We start from the raw sequence: 14,263 nt of genomic DNA, 5'->3' as shown, positions 1-14,263 counted from the left end.
GCACAGAACAACCCAAGGATGTAGTTGCGAATGAACACCCGTGCACCTTTGAATGTGGATGTGACTGGCGAAGCAAAAAAGATTCTTTGGGCGGTTGCGCTTTTTTCAGTTGTAGCGCTGGTGATGTTGGCATTCGGCCTAACTAAACTGGCGGCAATTCCAGCGTGTATGGGCATGCTGGCTGCTTGGGAACGGCTGCATCGCCTCTATTTCTGGTTTCGGGCACGACAAAACTATCTGGCATGCGTCGGTATCGTTTTTCTCTATATCGTCGCCTTCGCCGCAGCTTGTTTCGTCATTTATCTCGGCACTCCGCTTCATGCGCGAGGTGGTTTTTAGGCGTGCTGTCAGCCTGTTTGCGTAGCGAATGTCATCGAGTCAGTAGTCAAGAGATTTTCCGAAGATGAAAAATTTGGTTTGGATTTCCAGCTCGCTATTTGCTGCATCGGCGCTGCGCCTGTTTGGTGCAGGCATTGTTGTGGCGACGATGCTCAGCGCCTGCGCCACGTTGCCCGCGACATCGACGCATACGTCGAATATCAATGAGCCGCTGACGCATCTGCAAGTGCCTGCGCAATCGCCCGACCAAGACGTTCTGCTCAAACTCATGAGCGCGGAATTTGCGCTGAGTCATGGTGATGTCGATAGCGCCGGCAGCGGTTATCTCGACGCAGCGCTGATCAGCAACGATCCCGCCGTGGCGGCGCAGGCGACGCAGGTGGCGTTGGCCGGCAAACATTGGGATCGCGCCAATCAGGCGTTGTCGCGTTGGCAGGTTTTGAGTCCGAACGACGCGGGAATTTTGCAGGCGCGCGCTACGCTCGATCTGGTCGCCGGCCACAGTGATGCGGCGTATGCGAGTTTGCTCGAGCTGGTGCGGCTGCATCCCGATGGACGGCCTCAACAAAGCAATGGCTGGCAGGCGGTAGGCCTGACGTTGCTGAGTGCTTCGGACAAAAAACTCGCGGGTGATTTGTTGCAACGTCTCGCCACGCCCGAGCAACTCGGCAAGCAGGGCGAGATCTGGGTCGCGATCAGTCAGCTCGCATTGAAACTCGATCGTAGTGCGCTGTCGACGCAACTTGCCGATCAGGCCGTCACGCGGTTCCATACTAGCGAGGCGTATGCGTGGGCGGCGCAGCTGGCGTTGCGTGCGGACGACCGGAAGCGCGCCAAAACTTTGTATGCCGAGTCGTTGCAACACGATGCGAAAAATCCGCGCCTGCGTATCGGCTACGCCAAGCTGCTCAGCGACATGGGCGAGAATGCCGAAGCCGCGCGCCTGCTGGCACGCGGTCCGCAGGATGATCTGATTTATTCCGCGCGCGCCGCGTATGCCGCACGGGCCAGCGATAAAAAATTGATCGAAGCCTTGTACAAGGAAATCGAAGCCTTGCCTGCGCCGCGTCCCAGCGAGCGACTGACCTTGCTCGGCCAGCTCGCCGAACTGCTCGAACTCAAGCCCGAGGCGCAGCGCTGGTATGGGCAGGTGGATGAGGACGACGATCATTATTTCGATGCGCAGACGCGCATCGCAATCCTGCTCGATCAACAGGGCAAAGGTGCCGATGCGCTGGAGCTTGTGCATACGATTCAGGCGCGCGCCGGCGATGATCGCAAGGCGCTCGGCGAGGCGTTCCAGCTCGAGGCAGAATTGCTGAATCATCAGGATCGTCGCCCGCAGGCAGTCGATGCGTACACGCGCGGACTCAAGGCGCTGCCGGACGATACGCGGCTGTTGTACGGCCGCGCGTTGCTGAGCGAGGAACTCAACCAAACTGCGAATGCGGAGAAGGATCTGCGTCGTGTGGTTGAACTCAAGCCCAACGATGCGGATGCGCTGAATGCGCTCGGCTACACGCTGGCGGATCGCACCGAGCACAAGGATGAAGCGCTCGGCCTGATCCAGAAAGCGCTGAGCTTGAAGCCGGATGATCCGGCGATCATCGATAGCCTGGGCTGGGTGCAATATCGACTTGGTAATCTGGTCGATGCGGTGAAAAGTTTGCGACGTGCGTTCGAGCGCCAGCCGGATGCGGAAATCGCCGCGCATTTCGGCGAGGTATTGTGGATCTCCGGCAACAAGGACGAGGCGCGCAAGGTGTGGGCCGAAGGCAGCAAACAGGATGGCAAGAACAAGTCGCTGCTCGAAACCCAGCACAGGCTCGGCGCATGAATTCTTGCGCAGGTTTGGCGCGAAATGTCGCATCGTGGCTGGTCGTTTTGACGGCGCTCACGCTGGCCGCCTGCGCGCCCGTGCGTTTGCGCGAGGACAGCAATCTGGCGCAAGCGCAATCAGCGCGTGAAGCAGCGCTGGGTGCGCAATCGAACTGGACCTTGAAAGCACGCATCGCGGTATCCAACGGCGATGACGGCGGCAGCGGCGAGCTCGAGTGGCAGCAGCACGGCGATCGCTACGATTTCACCGTGCACGCGCCGGTCACCGGCAAGACTTGGCATCTGCACGGTGATGCGCACGAAGCGATTCTCGAAGGTGTCGAGGCGATGCCGCTGGTCGGCACCGATCCGGCCGAATTATTGCGCGACAAGGTGGGCTGGATCGTGCCGCTGCACGAGCTCACGGCGTGGGTGCGTGCGCTGCGTGCGCCGCAAGGCAAGGCGCAGATCAGCTATAACGATCATTCATTGCCGGCGGTATTGCAGCAGTCCGGCTGGACGGTCGAATACAAGGAATATTTCGATACGCTGAATCCGCCATTGCCGCGCAAGGTGTTCGCCGCCAAGCCACCGTATCGCGTGCGCATGGTGATCGAGCGCTGGTCGTTCGATCCGTAAAACCTCGCATGTCATCCGCACTGATGAACGGTCAAGCCGGCTGGAGTAGCTGGCCGGCACCCGCCAAGCTCAATCTGTTCCTGCATATCGTTGGCCAGCGCGCTGATGGTTACCATCTGCTGCAGACGGCATTTCAGCTGCTCGACTGGGGCGACAGCATTCGCTTGCGCGTGCGTGCCGATGGCGAGATTTCGCGCGCGACCGAATTGCCTGGTGTATCGCTGCAAAGCGACCTCTGCCTGCGCGCGGCGAAGCTGTTGCAGGAACATGCCGCGACGCCGCTCGGTGCCGATATCGCGGTGGAGAAACGCATCCCGATGGGCGGCGGTCTGGGCGGCGGCAGCTCGGATGCGGCCAGCGTGCTGGTCGGGCTTAACCTCTTGTGGCAGACCGGTCTGGATATCGACACGCTCGCCGCACTCGGTTTGCGCCTTGGTGCCGATGTGCCGGTATTCGTGCGCGGCCATAGCGCGTGGGCTGAAGGCATCGGCGAAGAACTGACCGCGATTACCCTTCCCGAGCAGGTGTACGTCATCCTCGATCCGCAAGTATGTGTGCCGACTGCTGAACTTTTCCGCGCGCCGGAATTGACACGCAACACGCCACGCGGGACAATTCGTGGCTTGGTTTCCGGTGAGCTGGTCGCAAATTCGTTTGCGCCGGTGGTGCGTGCACGTTTCGCGGCCGTCGATGCGGCAATGCATTGGCTGGATCGATTCGGCGAGTCGCGATTGTCCGGCAGCGGTGGTTGTGTGTTTGCCGCCGTGTCGAATATCGAAGCGGCGAATGCGATCGCGCAGCAATGTCCGCCAGAGTTCGTGGTGCACGTGGCGCGCGGAATCAATGTTTCGCCGTTGTTGAAAATGGCACATGAGTTTTCTGTCGCTGGGTAAATTCGGGTTGATTCTATTGGCGCAACGCGCTGATTCCACCCATCATTTACGCAGCGTTGAGTCAGGTTTTGCAAGTTCGTTGCATCAGGTTTGTGTGGTCTGGAAACATCGGCGCAAGCGGTAGCCAGATTCATCGAGTTTCCGCTGGGACGTCGCCAAGTTGGTAAGGCACGGGGTTTTGATCCCCGCATTCGTAGGTTCGAGTCCTACCGTCCCAGCCATTCATTCAGTTCAGTCAGGTTATATCCGCAGGAGCACGACATCGTGCAGTGGACTTCATGCCGTCAGCAACACAGCGGTGTGGGGTGGTTGGGACGCAAGATTTTGCTCTTTGTAACCCCCATTGTTTAAGGGGCGAATTCCCGGCGTAGCAAGGAATTCGAGGTTGTGGAAGCACTATTTCCACAATCGAAGTTTCGGCGGCAGGGCATTTTTTCAGCAGTTCCCCATCAGGTGACGTGTGAACTCATCAGGCATTCTGGTTTTTACCGGCAACGCGAATCGGCCCTTGGCGCAAGCCGTGTGTCACGAGCTCGGGGCGCCGCTCGGCAAGGCGTTGGTCAGTCGTTTCAGCGATGGCGAAGTGCAGGTCGAGATCGAGGAAAACGTGCGCCGGCAAGAGGTGTTTGTGATCCAGCCGACGTGTGTGCCGACGGCGGATAATTTCATGGAGTTGCTGGTGTTGATCGATGCGCTGAAACGCGCGTCGGCGGCGTTGGTGACCGCGGTGATTCCGTATTTTGGTTATGCGCGCCAGGATCGGCGTCCGCGTTCGGCGCGTGTGCCGATCACGGCCAAGGTTGCGGCGAAGATGGTCAGCTCGGTCGGCACCGATCGGGTGTTGACGGTCGATCTGCATGCCGACCAGATTCAGGGTTTTTTCGATATTCCGCTCGATAACGTATATGCCTCGCCGGTGTTGCTGGCAGACATCTGGCGTTATCAGGGCACCAAGGATTTGATCGTGGTATCGCCGGATGTCGGCGGCGTGGTGCGCGCGCGAGCGATCGCGAAGCGCCTCGACGATGCCGAACTTGCGATCATCGACAAGCGCCGTCCGCGCGCCAATGAGTCGACCGTGATGAACATCATCGGCGACGTCGAAGGCAAGGTCTGCGTGCTGGTCGATGACATCGTCGATACCGCCGGTACCTTGTGTGCGGCAGCGGCGGCGTTGAAAAAGAACGGCGCGCGCAAGGTCGTGGCGTATTGCACGCATCCGGTGTTGTCGGGCTTGGCGATCCAGAATCTGCAGAATTCGCAGATGGATGAGCTGGTCGTGACCGATACCATTCCGCTCACAGAGGCGGCGCGCCAGTGCAGCAAGATTCGCCAGCTCAGCGTGGCCGAGTTGCTGGCTGAAACCATGCGCCGTATTGCGTTTGGCGAGTCGGTGAGTTCGTTGTACGTGGATTGATTTTGCAGCGGGCGAATGTTTCGTCCGTTGTCGGCTTGCCGGGTTGAGTCGGCAAGTATTCACCGCTCTTCTGGTCGCGGGAGAGCATCTGCCGTCGTTAGACGGTTTATCGTAAAGAGGCAAAACTAATGGCAACCAATCACAAAATTTCCGTAGAGCTGCGTACTGATGCAGGCAAAGGTGCGAGCCGCCGCCTGCGTCGTACCGGTAAAGTCCCCGCCGTGGTTTACGGTGGCGATCTCGAAGCCAAGGCAATCCAGCTCGATCACAATGCCATCTACCTGCTCTCGCACAAGGAGTGGTTCTACTCGGCGATTCTCGACCTGAGCCTGGATGGCGATGTGCAAGCCGTGCTTTTGCGCGATATGCAGCGCCATCCGTTCAAGCCGCAGATCCTGCACATGGATTTCCAGCGCGTTGATATCAACAAGCCGATTCGTGTGCGTGTTTCGCTGCACTTCCTGAATCAGGAAACCTCACCGGCCGGCAAGAAGTCTGGCGTTGTGATTTCGCATGCGCAGACCGAAGTCGAAGTATTGTGTTTGCCGAAGGATCTGCCGGAGTTCATCGCGGTCGATCTCGGCGCGCTCGAAGTCGGCCAGATCGTGCATCTGTCGGAATTGATCCTGCCGGAAGGCGTGGAGATTCCCGAGCTGCGTTTTGGCAAGGAACACGACCAGCCGGTCGTTACCGCTGCCGAAGCTCGTGGTGGTGGCGAGCCCGAGCCCGAGGCAGCAGCGGCTGCCGCACCGGCAGCCGGCAAGGCAGCGCCCAAAGCGGCGCCTGCTGGCAAAGCAGCGCCTGCAGCCAAGGCTGCTGCACCTGCCGCGCCGAAGAAGAAGTAAGTCCTGCTGGCCGTCCCCGCTACAAATCAGCGGGGCGGCTGGCGTTCGGACTTGGCAAATCACAGCATGGCTGGATTACGCCTCATCGTCGGTCTGGGCAATCCAGGCACGGAATATCTCAGAACCCGGCACAACGCCGGGTTCTGGTTTATTGACGCCTTGGCGCAGCGCCTCGGCGCGCGTTTCGGTAACGACAGCAAACTGCATGGCGAGACTGCAAAAGCCTCGCTCGATGGCGTGCCGCTGTGGCTGTTCAAGCCGACCACCTTCATGAATAAAAGTGGCATCGCGGTGGCATCCGCGTTGCGTTATTACAAGATTGAGCCGCAGGAAATGCTGGTCGCACACGACGATCTGGATTTGCCGCCAGGTACCGCTCGCATCAAGTTCGATGGCGGCCACGGTGGCCAGAACGGCTTGCGCGATATTTTTTCGCACCTCGGCGACGGCAAGTTTCATCGCCTGCGTCTGGGTATCGGCCATCCTGGGCATCGCGACAAGGTCAGCCCGTGGGTGCTGGGTCGTCCTGGCGCGGCGGATGAAAATGCGATCGTCGATGCGATTGCCGCGGCGCTGGATGTGCTGCCGCTGGCGGTCAACGGCGAGTTCGAGCGCGCCATGAAATTGTTGCACACCGTGGGCGCGGACAAAGCCGCGCCGCGCTAGTTTGAAGGTGCGCAGCGAGTTGCGTTTTCTGTACTTTTTTACTTTTCTGGAGTTACCTCATGGGCATCAAATGCGGCATCGTCGGACTGCCCAATGTCGGCAAGTCCACCCTGTTCAACGCGTTGACCAAAGCCGGCATCGCGGCGGCAAATTATCCGTTCTGCACGATCGATCCGAACGTCGGCATCGTGCCGGTGCCCGATCCGCGGCTTGAGGCGCTATCGCGTATCGCCAAGCCGCTGAAGATCATTCCCACGACGATGGAGTTCGTCGATATCGCAGGCCTCGTAGCGGGTGCATCGAAAGGCGAGGGCCTCGGCAACCAGTTCCTCGCGCACATTCGCGAGACCGACGCGATCGCCCATGTGGTGCGCTGTTTCGAGCATCCCGATATCGTGCATGTGGTGGGTCGTATCGATCCGATTTCGGACATCGAGATCATCGATACCGAACTCGCGCTGGCCGATCTCGAAGCCGTGGAAAAGGCGCTGAACAAGGCTGAGCGCTCGGCCAAGGCCGGTGACAAGGAAGCGATCGCACGCAAGCCTGTGCTCGAAAAAGTGCTGAAGCTGCTGAACGATGGCAAACCTGCGCGCATGGCCAAGCTCGATGCCGAAGAAAAAGCGTTGATCCGCGATCTGTTCCTGATCACGCTGAAGCCGGTGATGTATGTCGCCAACGTGCGCGAGGATGGTTTCAGCAACAATCCGTTTCTCGACAAGGTAGTCGCGCATGCGGCGCAGGAAGGCGCCGAAGTCGTGCCGGTATGCGCTGCCATCGAAGAAGAATTGTCGCAACTTGAGGACGCCGACAAAGGAGCGTTCCTCGCCGATATGGGCCTGACCGAGCCTGGCCTGAATCGCGTGATCCACGCGGGTTACCTCCTGCTCGGGCTGCAGACGTATTTCACTGCCGGCGAAAAAGAAGTGCGCGCGTGGCAGATCAAGGTCGGCGCGACCGCACCGCAGGCCGCTGGTGTGATCCACACCGATTTCGAGCGCGGTTTCATTCGCGCCGAAACCATCGCCTATGACGATTTCATCAAGTACGGCGGCGAATCCGGCGCGCGTGATGCCGGTCGTTTGCGTAAGGAAGGCAAGGAATACGTGGTCAAGGAAGGCGACGTGCTGCATTTCCTGTTCAACGTTTGAGTCACGTCGCGCCATCCATCATTTGAGGAGTCGTCATGCCGGGAACACAACGCGAAGTCAGTTTTTGCTTTCTCGCCCAGCCCACCGATGTCAATTTCGGCGGCAAGGTACACGGCGGCATGGTCATGAAATGGATCGATCAGGCCGGTTATGCGTGCGCAGTCGGCTGGAGCGGCGAATATTCGGCGACGGTGGCGGTTGGTGGCATCCAGTTCAAGCAGCCGATTCTGATCGGCGATTTGATCACGGTGCATTGCCAGCTGATCTACACTGGCACGACCAGCATGCACTTTGCCGTTGATGTTTTTGCGCGCCAGTTGCAAAGTGGATCGGAAGTGTTGGCGACGCATTGCGTGATCGTTTTCGTCGCGCTCGATGGCGCCGGCAAGCCGACGCCAGTGCCGCATTGGCAGCCGGCCTCGGAGGACGACAAGGCGCTGGCCGAATATGCGCAGAAACTCATGGCGCTGGATCGCGGTATCGAGCAGGAGGTTGCGCGCTATCGCACCGTGCTCAATAACGCATCAGGCGGCGCGTGATCCTTGCTGCGCCCCTGTGGCCTTCGCTATGCTTGTATTGCCCGCCACTGAGCGCCTGCGGACTCGCCGCGGCATCGGCGAGGCGTGGAGCCAGGCACGGCTCGGCAAGCGCAGATTTCTTGATTCCATCGACAGTTAATCCTTGACAAGATGCCCCGCGCTCAGCAGAATGCGCGGCTCCGTGTGGAGGGATACCCAAGCGGCCAACGGGGGCAGACTGTAAATCTGCTGGCTCATGCCTTCGGTGGTTCGAATCCACCTCCCTCCACCAATTTATTAGTGCGGAACGCTGCAAAAGTTTGAAACGTTTTTCGGAGCTGCAGAGGTGGGTGAGAATCACCGATGTGGTTCGACAAAATCGCCCGGAGCGATTTTGAACGTACTGCGTAGCGGTACGGCCCCGGAGGGGCGGAGGGCAGGATGCCCGGAGTCATCCACCTCCATCCACCATTTATTTGTGCGAAACGTTGTAACGCTAGAAAAGATTTTCGGAGCAGTGGAGGGCAGGACGCCCGGAGCAATCCACGTTCCGATGCCAGAATTAAGCTACGCCTTGCGGGAGTAGTTCAATGGTAGAACCTCAGCCTTCCAAGCTGATCATGCGGGTTCGATCCCCGTCTCCCGCTCCATTGAATGCAACACGCTAGGCGACAAGTTAACAATGCCCCCGTAGCTCAGTCGGTAGAGCACTTCCTTGGTAAGGAAGAGGTCGAAGGTTCGATTCCTTTCGTGGGCACCACTTGCTGCGGCAAGATTGTAAAAACAGATTTCGACCAAACGTCTTTTCAACTTCCAAGTTACCCCGGAGTTTTGCGAGCATGGCTAAGGGAAAATTCGAGCGTAAGAAGCCGCACGTCAACGTAGGCACGATTGGCCACGTCGATCACGGCAAAACCACGCTGACAGCAGCGCTGACGAAAGTCGGAGCAGAACGTTTTGGTGGCGAGTTCAAAGCGTACGATCAGATCGACGCAGCGCCGGAAGAGCGTGCGCGCGGCATCACGATTGCTACGGCCCACGTGGAATATGAATCCCCGAATCGCCACTACGCCCACGTCGATTGCCCCGGCCACGCCGATTATGTGAAAAACATGATCACCGGTGCCGCGCAGATGGACGGCGCGATCCTGGTGTGTTCCGCCGCCGATGGCCCGATGCCGCAGACCCGTGAGCACATCCTGCTCGCCCGTCAGGTTGGTGTGCCGTACGTTGTGGTGTACCTGAACAAGTGCGACATGGTCGACGACGCCGAACTGCTCGAACTCGTCGAAATGGAAGTTCGCGACTTGCTCAGCAAGTACGAATTCCCGGGCGATGACACCCCGATCATCCACGGCTCGGCGATGAAAGCGCTGGCCGGTGATCAGAGCGAAATCGGCGTGCCGTCGATCATCAAGCTCGTCGATGCGCTGGACAGCTACATCCCGGAACCGACCCGCGTACTCGACAAGCCGTTCCTGCTGCCCGTCGAAGACGTGTTCTCGATCTCTGGCCGCGGCACCGTCGTGACCGGTCGTATTGAACGCGGCATCGTCAAAGTCGGTGATGAAATCGAGATCGTCGGCATCAAGCCGACCGTCAAGACCACCTGCACCGGTGTTGAAATGTTCCGCAAATTGCTCGATCAGGGTATGGCCGGTGATAACGTCGGTGTCCTCCTGCGCGGCACCAAGCGCGACGACGTTGAGCGTGGACAAGTGTTGTGCAAGCCCGGCAGCATCACCCCGCACACCGACTTCGAGGCCGAGGTTTATGTGTTGAGCAAGGATGAAGGTGGCCGTCACACGCCGTTCTTCAAAGGCTACCGTCCGCAGTTCTACTTCCGCACCACCGATGTCACGGGTGCGTGCGAGTTGCCGGAAGGCGTGGAAATGGTCATGCCGGGCGACAACATCAAGATGGTGGTGAGCCTGATCCACCCGATCGCGATGGAAGAAGGTCTGCGCTTCGCGATTCGCGAAGGCGGCCGTACCGTCGGCGCCGGTGTGGTGGCCAAGGTCGTCAAGTAATAAGTTGAAATACACAAGCGGCGAGTAATCGCCGTTTGCTTCAAGATGTGCCAAATGGCGGCTCGGCAACGGGCCGCCATAGGCATTTTGGAAATGCCTATGTACGCCAGTAGCTCAATTGGCAGAGCAGCGGTCTCCAAAACCGCAGGTTGGGGGTTCAAGTCCCTCCTGGCGTGCCACTTCGGCGACTACTCGAATGAGAAGCGGGTCTGAAGTCGGGCATGTGATTGATGCAACAAATACGAATTGCGCAAGCACGTTGGTGTGATCGGGTTGCAAGACTTCCAGGAATATTGAAACGTCAAAATGAATACAAAAGCTACCCAGGCAACCGTTGCAACAAGCGCTGATTTTGCCAAGCTGAGCTTGGCGATAATCGTTCTGCTGGCCGGCGTGGTTGGCTACTACTGGTTCAACGATGGCAGTCCCGCATTGCGTGTGGTCGGTTTGTTGGCTGCCTTCGTGATTGCCGCGATCATCGCCAATTTCACGCCGCAAGGTCGCAATCTGCGCAGCTTTCTCGGCGAAGCACAGTTCGAGTTGCGCAAAGTGGTATGGCCGACGCGCGAAGTCACCATTCGCACCACCGGCATCATCATGCTGGTCGTGGTCGTATTGAGCTTGTTACTTGGCCTGATCGACCTCACCTTGAAATGGGTGATCTTCGACTTGCTGCTAAAGATCGGACACTGAGAACATCATGGCGAAACGTTGGTATGTCGTTCACGCCTATTCGGGCTTCGAGCATCAGGTAAAACGTTCCCTGCACGAGCGCATCGAGCGCGCCGGCATGGAAGCAAAATTCGGCGATGTGCTGGTGCCGACCGAAGACGTGACGGAAATGCGCGGTGGCCAGAAACGCCACAGTCAGCGCAAGTTTTTCCCTGGTTACGTGCTGATCCAGATCGAAACGAACGAAGAAAATCGTGCGTCCAAGATCGATGACGAATCCTGGCATCTAATCAAGGAAACGCCGAAGGTAATGGGTTTCATCGGTGGTACCGCTGATCGCCCGATGCCGATCAAGGATAGCGAGGCCGACCAAATTCTGCAGCGGGTGCAGGATGGCGTCGAGAAACCGAAACCGAAGGTGTTGTTCGAGCCCGGCGAGTTGGTGCGCGTGACCGAAGGTCCGTTCAATGACTTCAACGGCACGGTCGAAGAAGTGAATTACGAGAAGAGCCGCTTGCGTGTTGCGGTGCTGATTTTCGGGCGCTCGACGCCGGTCGAACTTGAGTTCGGTCAGGTCGAGAAAGCCTGAGCAGGGAAGTCGGAAAAAATAGCGAAACGTCTCGGCGAATCGCAACGTTATCCGGGTTCTTTTTTTAACCAACGGGGAGCCTGACAACAGGCGCTTGAACCCGAAAGGAAACTGAAATGGCAAAGAAGATTGTTGGTTACATCAAACTGCAGGTCAAGGCAGGTCAGGCCAATCCGAGTCCGCCGGTTGGTCCGGCGCTGGGTCAGCGGGGTCTGAACATCATGGAATTCTGCAAGGCGTTCAACGCCGCGACGCAGAAGCTGGAACCGGGTCTGCCGATTCCTACCATCATCACCGCGTATTCAGATCGCAGCTTTACTTTCATTACCAAAACGCCGCCGGCAACCATTCTGCTCAAGAAGGCAGCAGGCATCACTTCCGGCAGCAAGCGTCCGAACACCGAGAAAGTCGGCAAGGTCACGCGTGCGCAAGCCGAAGAAATCGCAAAAGCCAAGATGCCCGACCTTACGGCGGCGGATCTGGATGCTGCAGTGCGCACCATCGCTGGTAGCGCGCGCAGCATGGGCCTGGTAGTGGAGGGTTAAGTCATGGCAAAGATCACGAAACGATTCAAGGCAATCCAGAACAAGGTTCAGCCGGGCAAGTTCTACGCCATCGATGAAGCCTTGAAGATTGTGCAGGAAACTGCCAAGACCAAGTTCGTCGAATCGGTGGACGTCTCCGTGCGTCTGGGCATCGATGCGAAGAAGTCCGACCAGGGCGTGCGCGGTTCGACCGTGTTGCCGAACGGCACCGGCAAGACCGTCCGCGTTGCGGTGTTCGCACCGGCTGGTGAAAAGGCCGACGCGGCTATCGCTGCTGGCGCCGATGCGGTGGGTATGGATGATCTGGCCGAGAAGATGCAGGCCGGCGATCTGAACTACGGCGTAGTTATCGCCACGCCGGACGCGATGCGCGTAGTCGGCAAGCTCGGCCAGTTGCTCGGTCCGCGCGGCTTGATGCCGAACCCGAAGGTTGGCACGGTGACGGCAGATGTTGCCGGCGCAGTGAAAAATGCCAAGGGCGGTCAGGTGCGTTATCGCAATGACAAGGGTGGCATCATTCACTGCTCGATCGGCAAGGTGAACTTCGAAGCAACCGCTTTGAAGGAAAACCTGCAGGCGCTGCTGAGCGATTTGATCAAGTCCAAGCCGGCGTCGTCGAAGGGTGTTTTCGTGCAGAAGATTTCGATCTCCAGCACGATGGGCCTTGGCGTACCAGTAGATAATTCCACATTGAATTTGAAGTAAGGCCGAAAGGTTTTACTTGAGCAATATTTGAGGGCAACTGTCTGGTCTCAAGCCAGACAGAAGCCGTCAAAGACCGCAGGTGGTCACGTGTTGTGGCAAGGATTGCACTCGCAAGGCATGAGCCCAAAGCGAGCAGCACACGAGCTTAATCGGTAAGGAAACCAACCTGCGCAGATGGTGCCGCCCAACAGGATTTCTTGTACGGCCACCACAACAGGCATCACGCGATGCCGACAGTTTCTGCAGGATGCGGGGCTGTGTGTTTTTACCGAATCCGCCTTCGCCGGAATGCGAGGACGATTCAGTCGGAGAATGCAATGGCGCTCAATCTGGAGCAAAAGAAAGAGGTCGTTGCCGAACTGGCGAATGTGGCTGCCAAGGCGCATTCCCTGGTCGCCGCCGAGTACGCCGGTCTTACCGTTGCCCAGCTCACCGAGCTGCGCAAAAAGGCCCGTCAGGATGGTGTGTTTCTTAAAGTTGCCAAGAACACCCTCGTGGCGCGTGCAGTTGCCGGAACCGAATATGAGTGCGTGAAAGAAGCACTCACGGGTCCGTTGCTGTTTGCCTTTTCAAAGGAAGATCCGGGTGCTGCAGGCCGGTTGATCAAGGATTTTGCCAAGACAAACGACAAGCTGATTGCCAAGGTCGTCGCAATGGGCGGGAAGATGTATCCGGGTTCTCACGTCGAGAAACTCGCATCACTGCCAACCCGCGATCAGGCCCTGTCGATTTTTGCCGGTCTGCTTCTGCAGCCCGCAACCATGCTCGCTCGCGTTTTGGCCGAGCCCGCGTCGCAAGTGGCGCGTGTGCTCAGTCAGATTGGCGAGCAGAAAAAAGCAGCTTGAAGCCACACACCCAACGGCAATTTTTAGTTCGATAAAATTTCAGGAGTATCTCAATGTCTCTCAGTAACGATCAAATCCTCGAAGCCATCGCTGCCAAGCCTCTCATCGAGGTAATGGAGCTGGTCAAGGCGTTCGAAGAAAAGTTTGGCGTGTCCGCTGCAGCTCCGGCTGCCGCTGCTGCCGCTGGTCCGGCTGCTGCTGCCGCACCGGTTGAAGAAAAGACCGAATTCACCGTGGTGCTGAAAGCCACTGGCGAAAAGAAAGTTGAAGTGATCAAGGCTGTTCGTGCGATCACGGGCCTCGGCTTGAAAGAAGCCAAGGACCTGGTCGAGTCGGCTCCTGCCACGGTGAAAGAAGCCGCGAGCAAGGACGACAGCGCGAAGTTCAAGAAAGAGCTGGAAGCTGCAGGCGCGACCGTCGAAATCAAGTAAGCGACGCATTGCGTCGCTTGCTGCGCCAGAAGCAAGCCAGGCCGGGGGTGAAAACCCCTGGCCTTTCGCCGTTTCGGCGAAATAGTCATGAGTTGCCAGCGGCAAGCTGTGGTGATGGACATCGCATCCACTACTTTCCGGTTACAACTTTGCAATACCA

16 protein-coding genes and 5 tRNA genes are annotated in these 14,263 nt (G+C 58.3%); all 21 read left to right on the top strand.

Annotated elements, in window-relative coordinates; genetic code table 11:
- Positions 1-30: 30 nt before the first annotated feature.
- Positions 31-339, top strand: a complete 309-nt coding sequence (locus ELE36_RS15195) for a hypothetical protein (RefSeq protein WP_129834747.1) — start codon at positions 31-33, stop codon at positions 337-339.
- Positions 340-403: 64 nt separating this feature from the next.
- Entirely contained in the window at positions 404-2,176 is a 1,773-nt protein-coding gene (locus ELE36_RS15190) for a tetratricopeptide repeat protein (RefSeq protein WP_129834745.1), read from the top strand.
- On the top strand, positions 2,173-2,796 hold the full coding sequence (gene lolB / locus ELE36_RS15185) for a lipoprotein insertase outer membrane protein LolB (RefSeq protein WP_129834743.1): 624 nt from the start codon (positions 2,173-2,175) through the stop codon (positions 2,794-2,796). Before ELE36_RS15190 ends, lolB begins: the two co-directional genes overlap by 4 nt.
- 8 nt (positions 2,797-2,804) lie before the next feature.
- A complete protein-coding gene (gene ispE, locus ELE36_RS15180; RefSeq protein ID WP_129834741.1) occupies positions 2,805-3,689 on the top strand; it encodes a 4-(cytidine 5'-diphospho)-2-C-methyl-D-erythritol kinase in 885 nt (294 codons plus the stop codon).
- Between the two features lie 145 nt (positions 3,690-3,834).
- Positions 3,835-3,910, top strand: a tRNA-Gln gene (locus ELE36_RS15175).
- A gap of 239 nt (positions 3,911-4,149) precedes the next feature.
- Positions 4,150-5,106 carry a ribose-phosphate diphosphokinase gene (locus ELE36_RS15170; protein ID WP_129834739.1) on the top strand — a complete coding sequence of 319 codons (957 nt, stop codon included), beginning with the start codon at positions 4,150-4,152 and terminating at the stop codon, positions 5,104-5,106.
- A 128-nt stretch (positions 5,107-5,234) separates the two neighbouring features.
- A complete protein-coding gene (locus ELE36_RS15165) occupies positions 5,235-5,951 on the top strand; it encodes a 50S ribosomal protein L25/general stress protein Ctc (RefSeq protein WP_129834737.1) in 717 nt (238 codons plus the stop codon).
- 66 nt (positions 5,952-6,017) lie between these two features.
- Entirely contained in the window at positions 6,018-6,617 is a 600-nt protein-coding gene (gene pth, locus ELE36_RS15160) for an aminoacyl-tRNA hydrolase (protein WP_129834735.1), read from the top strand.
- A 59-nt stretch (positions 6,618-6,676) separates the two neighbouring features.
- Complete coding sequence (ychF, locus tag ELE36_RS15155) at positions 6,677-7,768, top strand: redox-regulated ATPase YchF (RefSeq protein ID WP_129834733.1); 1,092 nt, start codon at positions 6,677-6,679, stop codon at positions 7,766-7,768.
- 35 nt (positions 7,769-7,803) lie between these two features.
- Positions 7,804-8,307: an acyl-CoA thioesterase gene (locus ELE36_RS15150; protein ID WP_129834731.1), complete on the top strand. Its 504-nt coding sequence runs from the start codon at positions 7,804-7,806 to the stop codon at positions 8,305-8,307.
- Positions 8,308-8,492: 185 nt separating this feature from the next.
- A tRNA-Tyr gene (locus ELE36_RS15145) sits at positions 8,493-8,578 on the top strand.
- 284 nt (positions 8,579-8,862) lie between these two features.
- Positions 8,863-8,936 (top strand) — tRNA-Gly (locus ELE36_RS15140).
- A 34-nt stretch (positions 8,937-8,970) separates the two neighbouring features.
- Positions 8,971-9,046, top strand: a tRNA-Thr gene (locus tag ELE36_RS15135).
- Between the two features lie 79 nt (positions 9,047-9,125).
- Entirely contained in the window at positions 9,126-10,316 is a 1,191-nt protein-coding gene (gene tuf, locus ELE36_RS15130) for an elongation factor Tu (protein WP_129834707.1), read from the top strand.
- Between the two features lie 103 nt (positions 10,317-10,419).
- A tRNA-Trp gene (locus ELE36_RS15125) sits at positions 10,420-10,495 on the top strand.
- 127 nt (positions 10,496-10,622) lie between these two features.
- Complete coding sequence (gene secE, locus ELE36_RS15120) at positions 10,623-11,009, top strand: preprotein translocase subunit SecE (protein WP_129834729.1); 387 nt, start codon at positions 10,623-10,625, stop codon at positions 11,007-11,009.
- Positions 11,010-11,016: 7 nt separating this feature from the next.
- The gene (gene nusG / locus ELE36_RS15115) at positions 11,017-11,577 is read left to right on the top strand and encodes a transcription termination/antitermination protein NusG (RefSeq protein ID WP_129834727.1); all 561 of its coding nucleotides are present in this window, start codon (positions 11,017-11,019) and stop codon (positions 11,575-11,577) included.
- A 116-nt stretch (positions 11,578-11,693) separates the two neighbouring features.
- Positions 11,694-12,122: a 50S ribosomal protein L11 gene (gene rplK, locus ELE36_RS15110; RefSeq protein WP_129834725.1), complete on the top strand. Its 429-nt coding sequence runs from the start codon at positions 11,694-11,696 to the stop codon at positions 12,120-12,122.
- A 3-nt stretch (positions 12,123-12,125) separates the two neighbouring features.
- The gene (rplA, locus tag ELE36_RS15105) at positions 12,126-12,827 is read left to right on the top strand and encodes a 50S ribosomal protein L1 (RefSeq protein WP_129834723.1); all 702 of its coding nucleotides are present in this window, start codon (positions 12,126-12,128) and stop codon (positions 12,825-12,827) included.
- A gap of 317 nt (positions 12,828-13,144) precedes the next feature.
- On the top strand, positions 13,145-13,672 hold the full coding sequence (gene rplJ, locus ELE36_RS15100) for a 50S ribosomal protein L10 (RefSeq protein ID WP_129834721.1): 528 nt from the start codon (positions 13,145-13,147) through the stop codon (positions 13,670-13,672).
- 53 nt (positions 13,673-13,725) lie between these two features.
- Positions 13,726-14,103, top strand: a complete 378-nt coding sequence (rplL, locus tag ELE36_RS15095) for a 50S ribosomal protein L7/L12 (RefSeq protein WP_129834719.1) — start codon at positions 13,726-13,728, stop codon at positions 14,101-14,103.
- Positions 14,104-14,263 lie beyond the last annotated feature (160 nt).

It is taken from the genome of Pseudolysobacter antarcticus (assembly GCF_004168365.1).
In the GTDB taxonomy this organism is placed as follows: Bacteria; Pseudomonadota; Gammaproteobacteria; order Xanthomonadales; family Rhodanobacteraceae; genus Pseudolysobacter; species Pseudolysobacter antarcticus.
The sequence above is the reverse complement of the archived record's forward strand: the minus strand, read 5'-3'. Positions and strand labels throughout refer to the sequence as shown.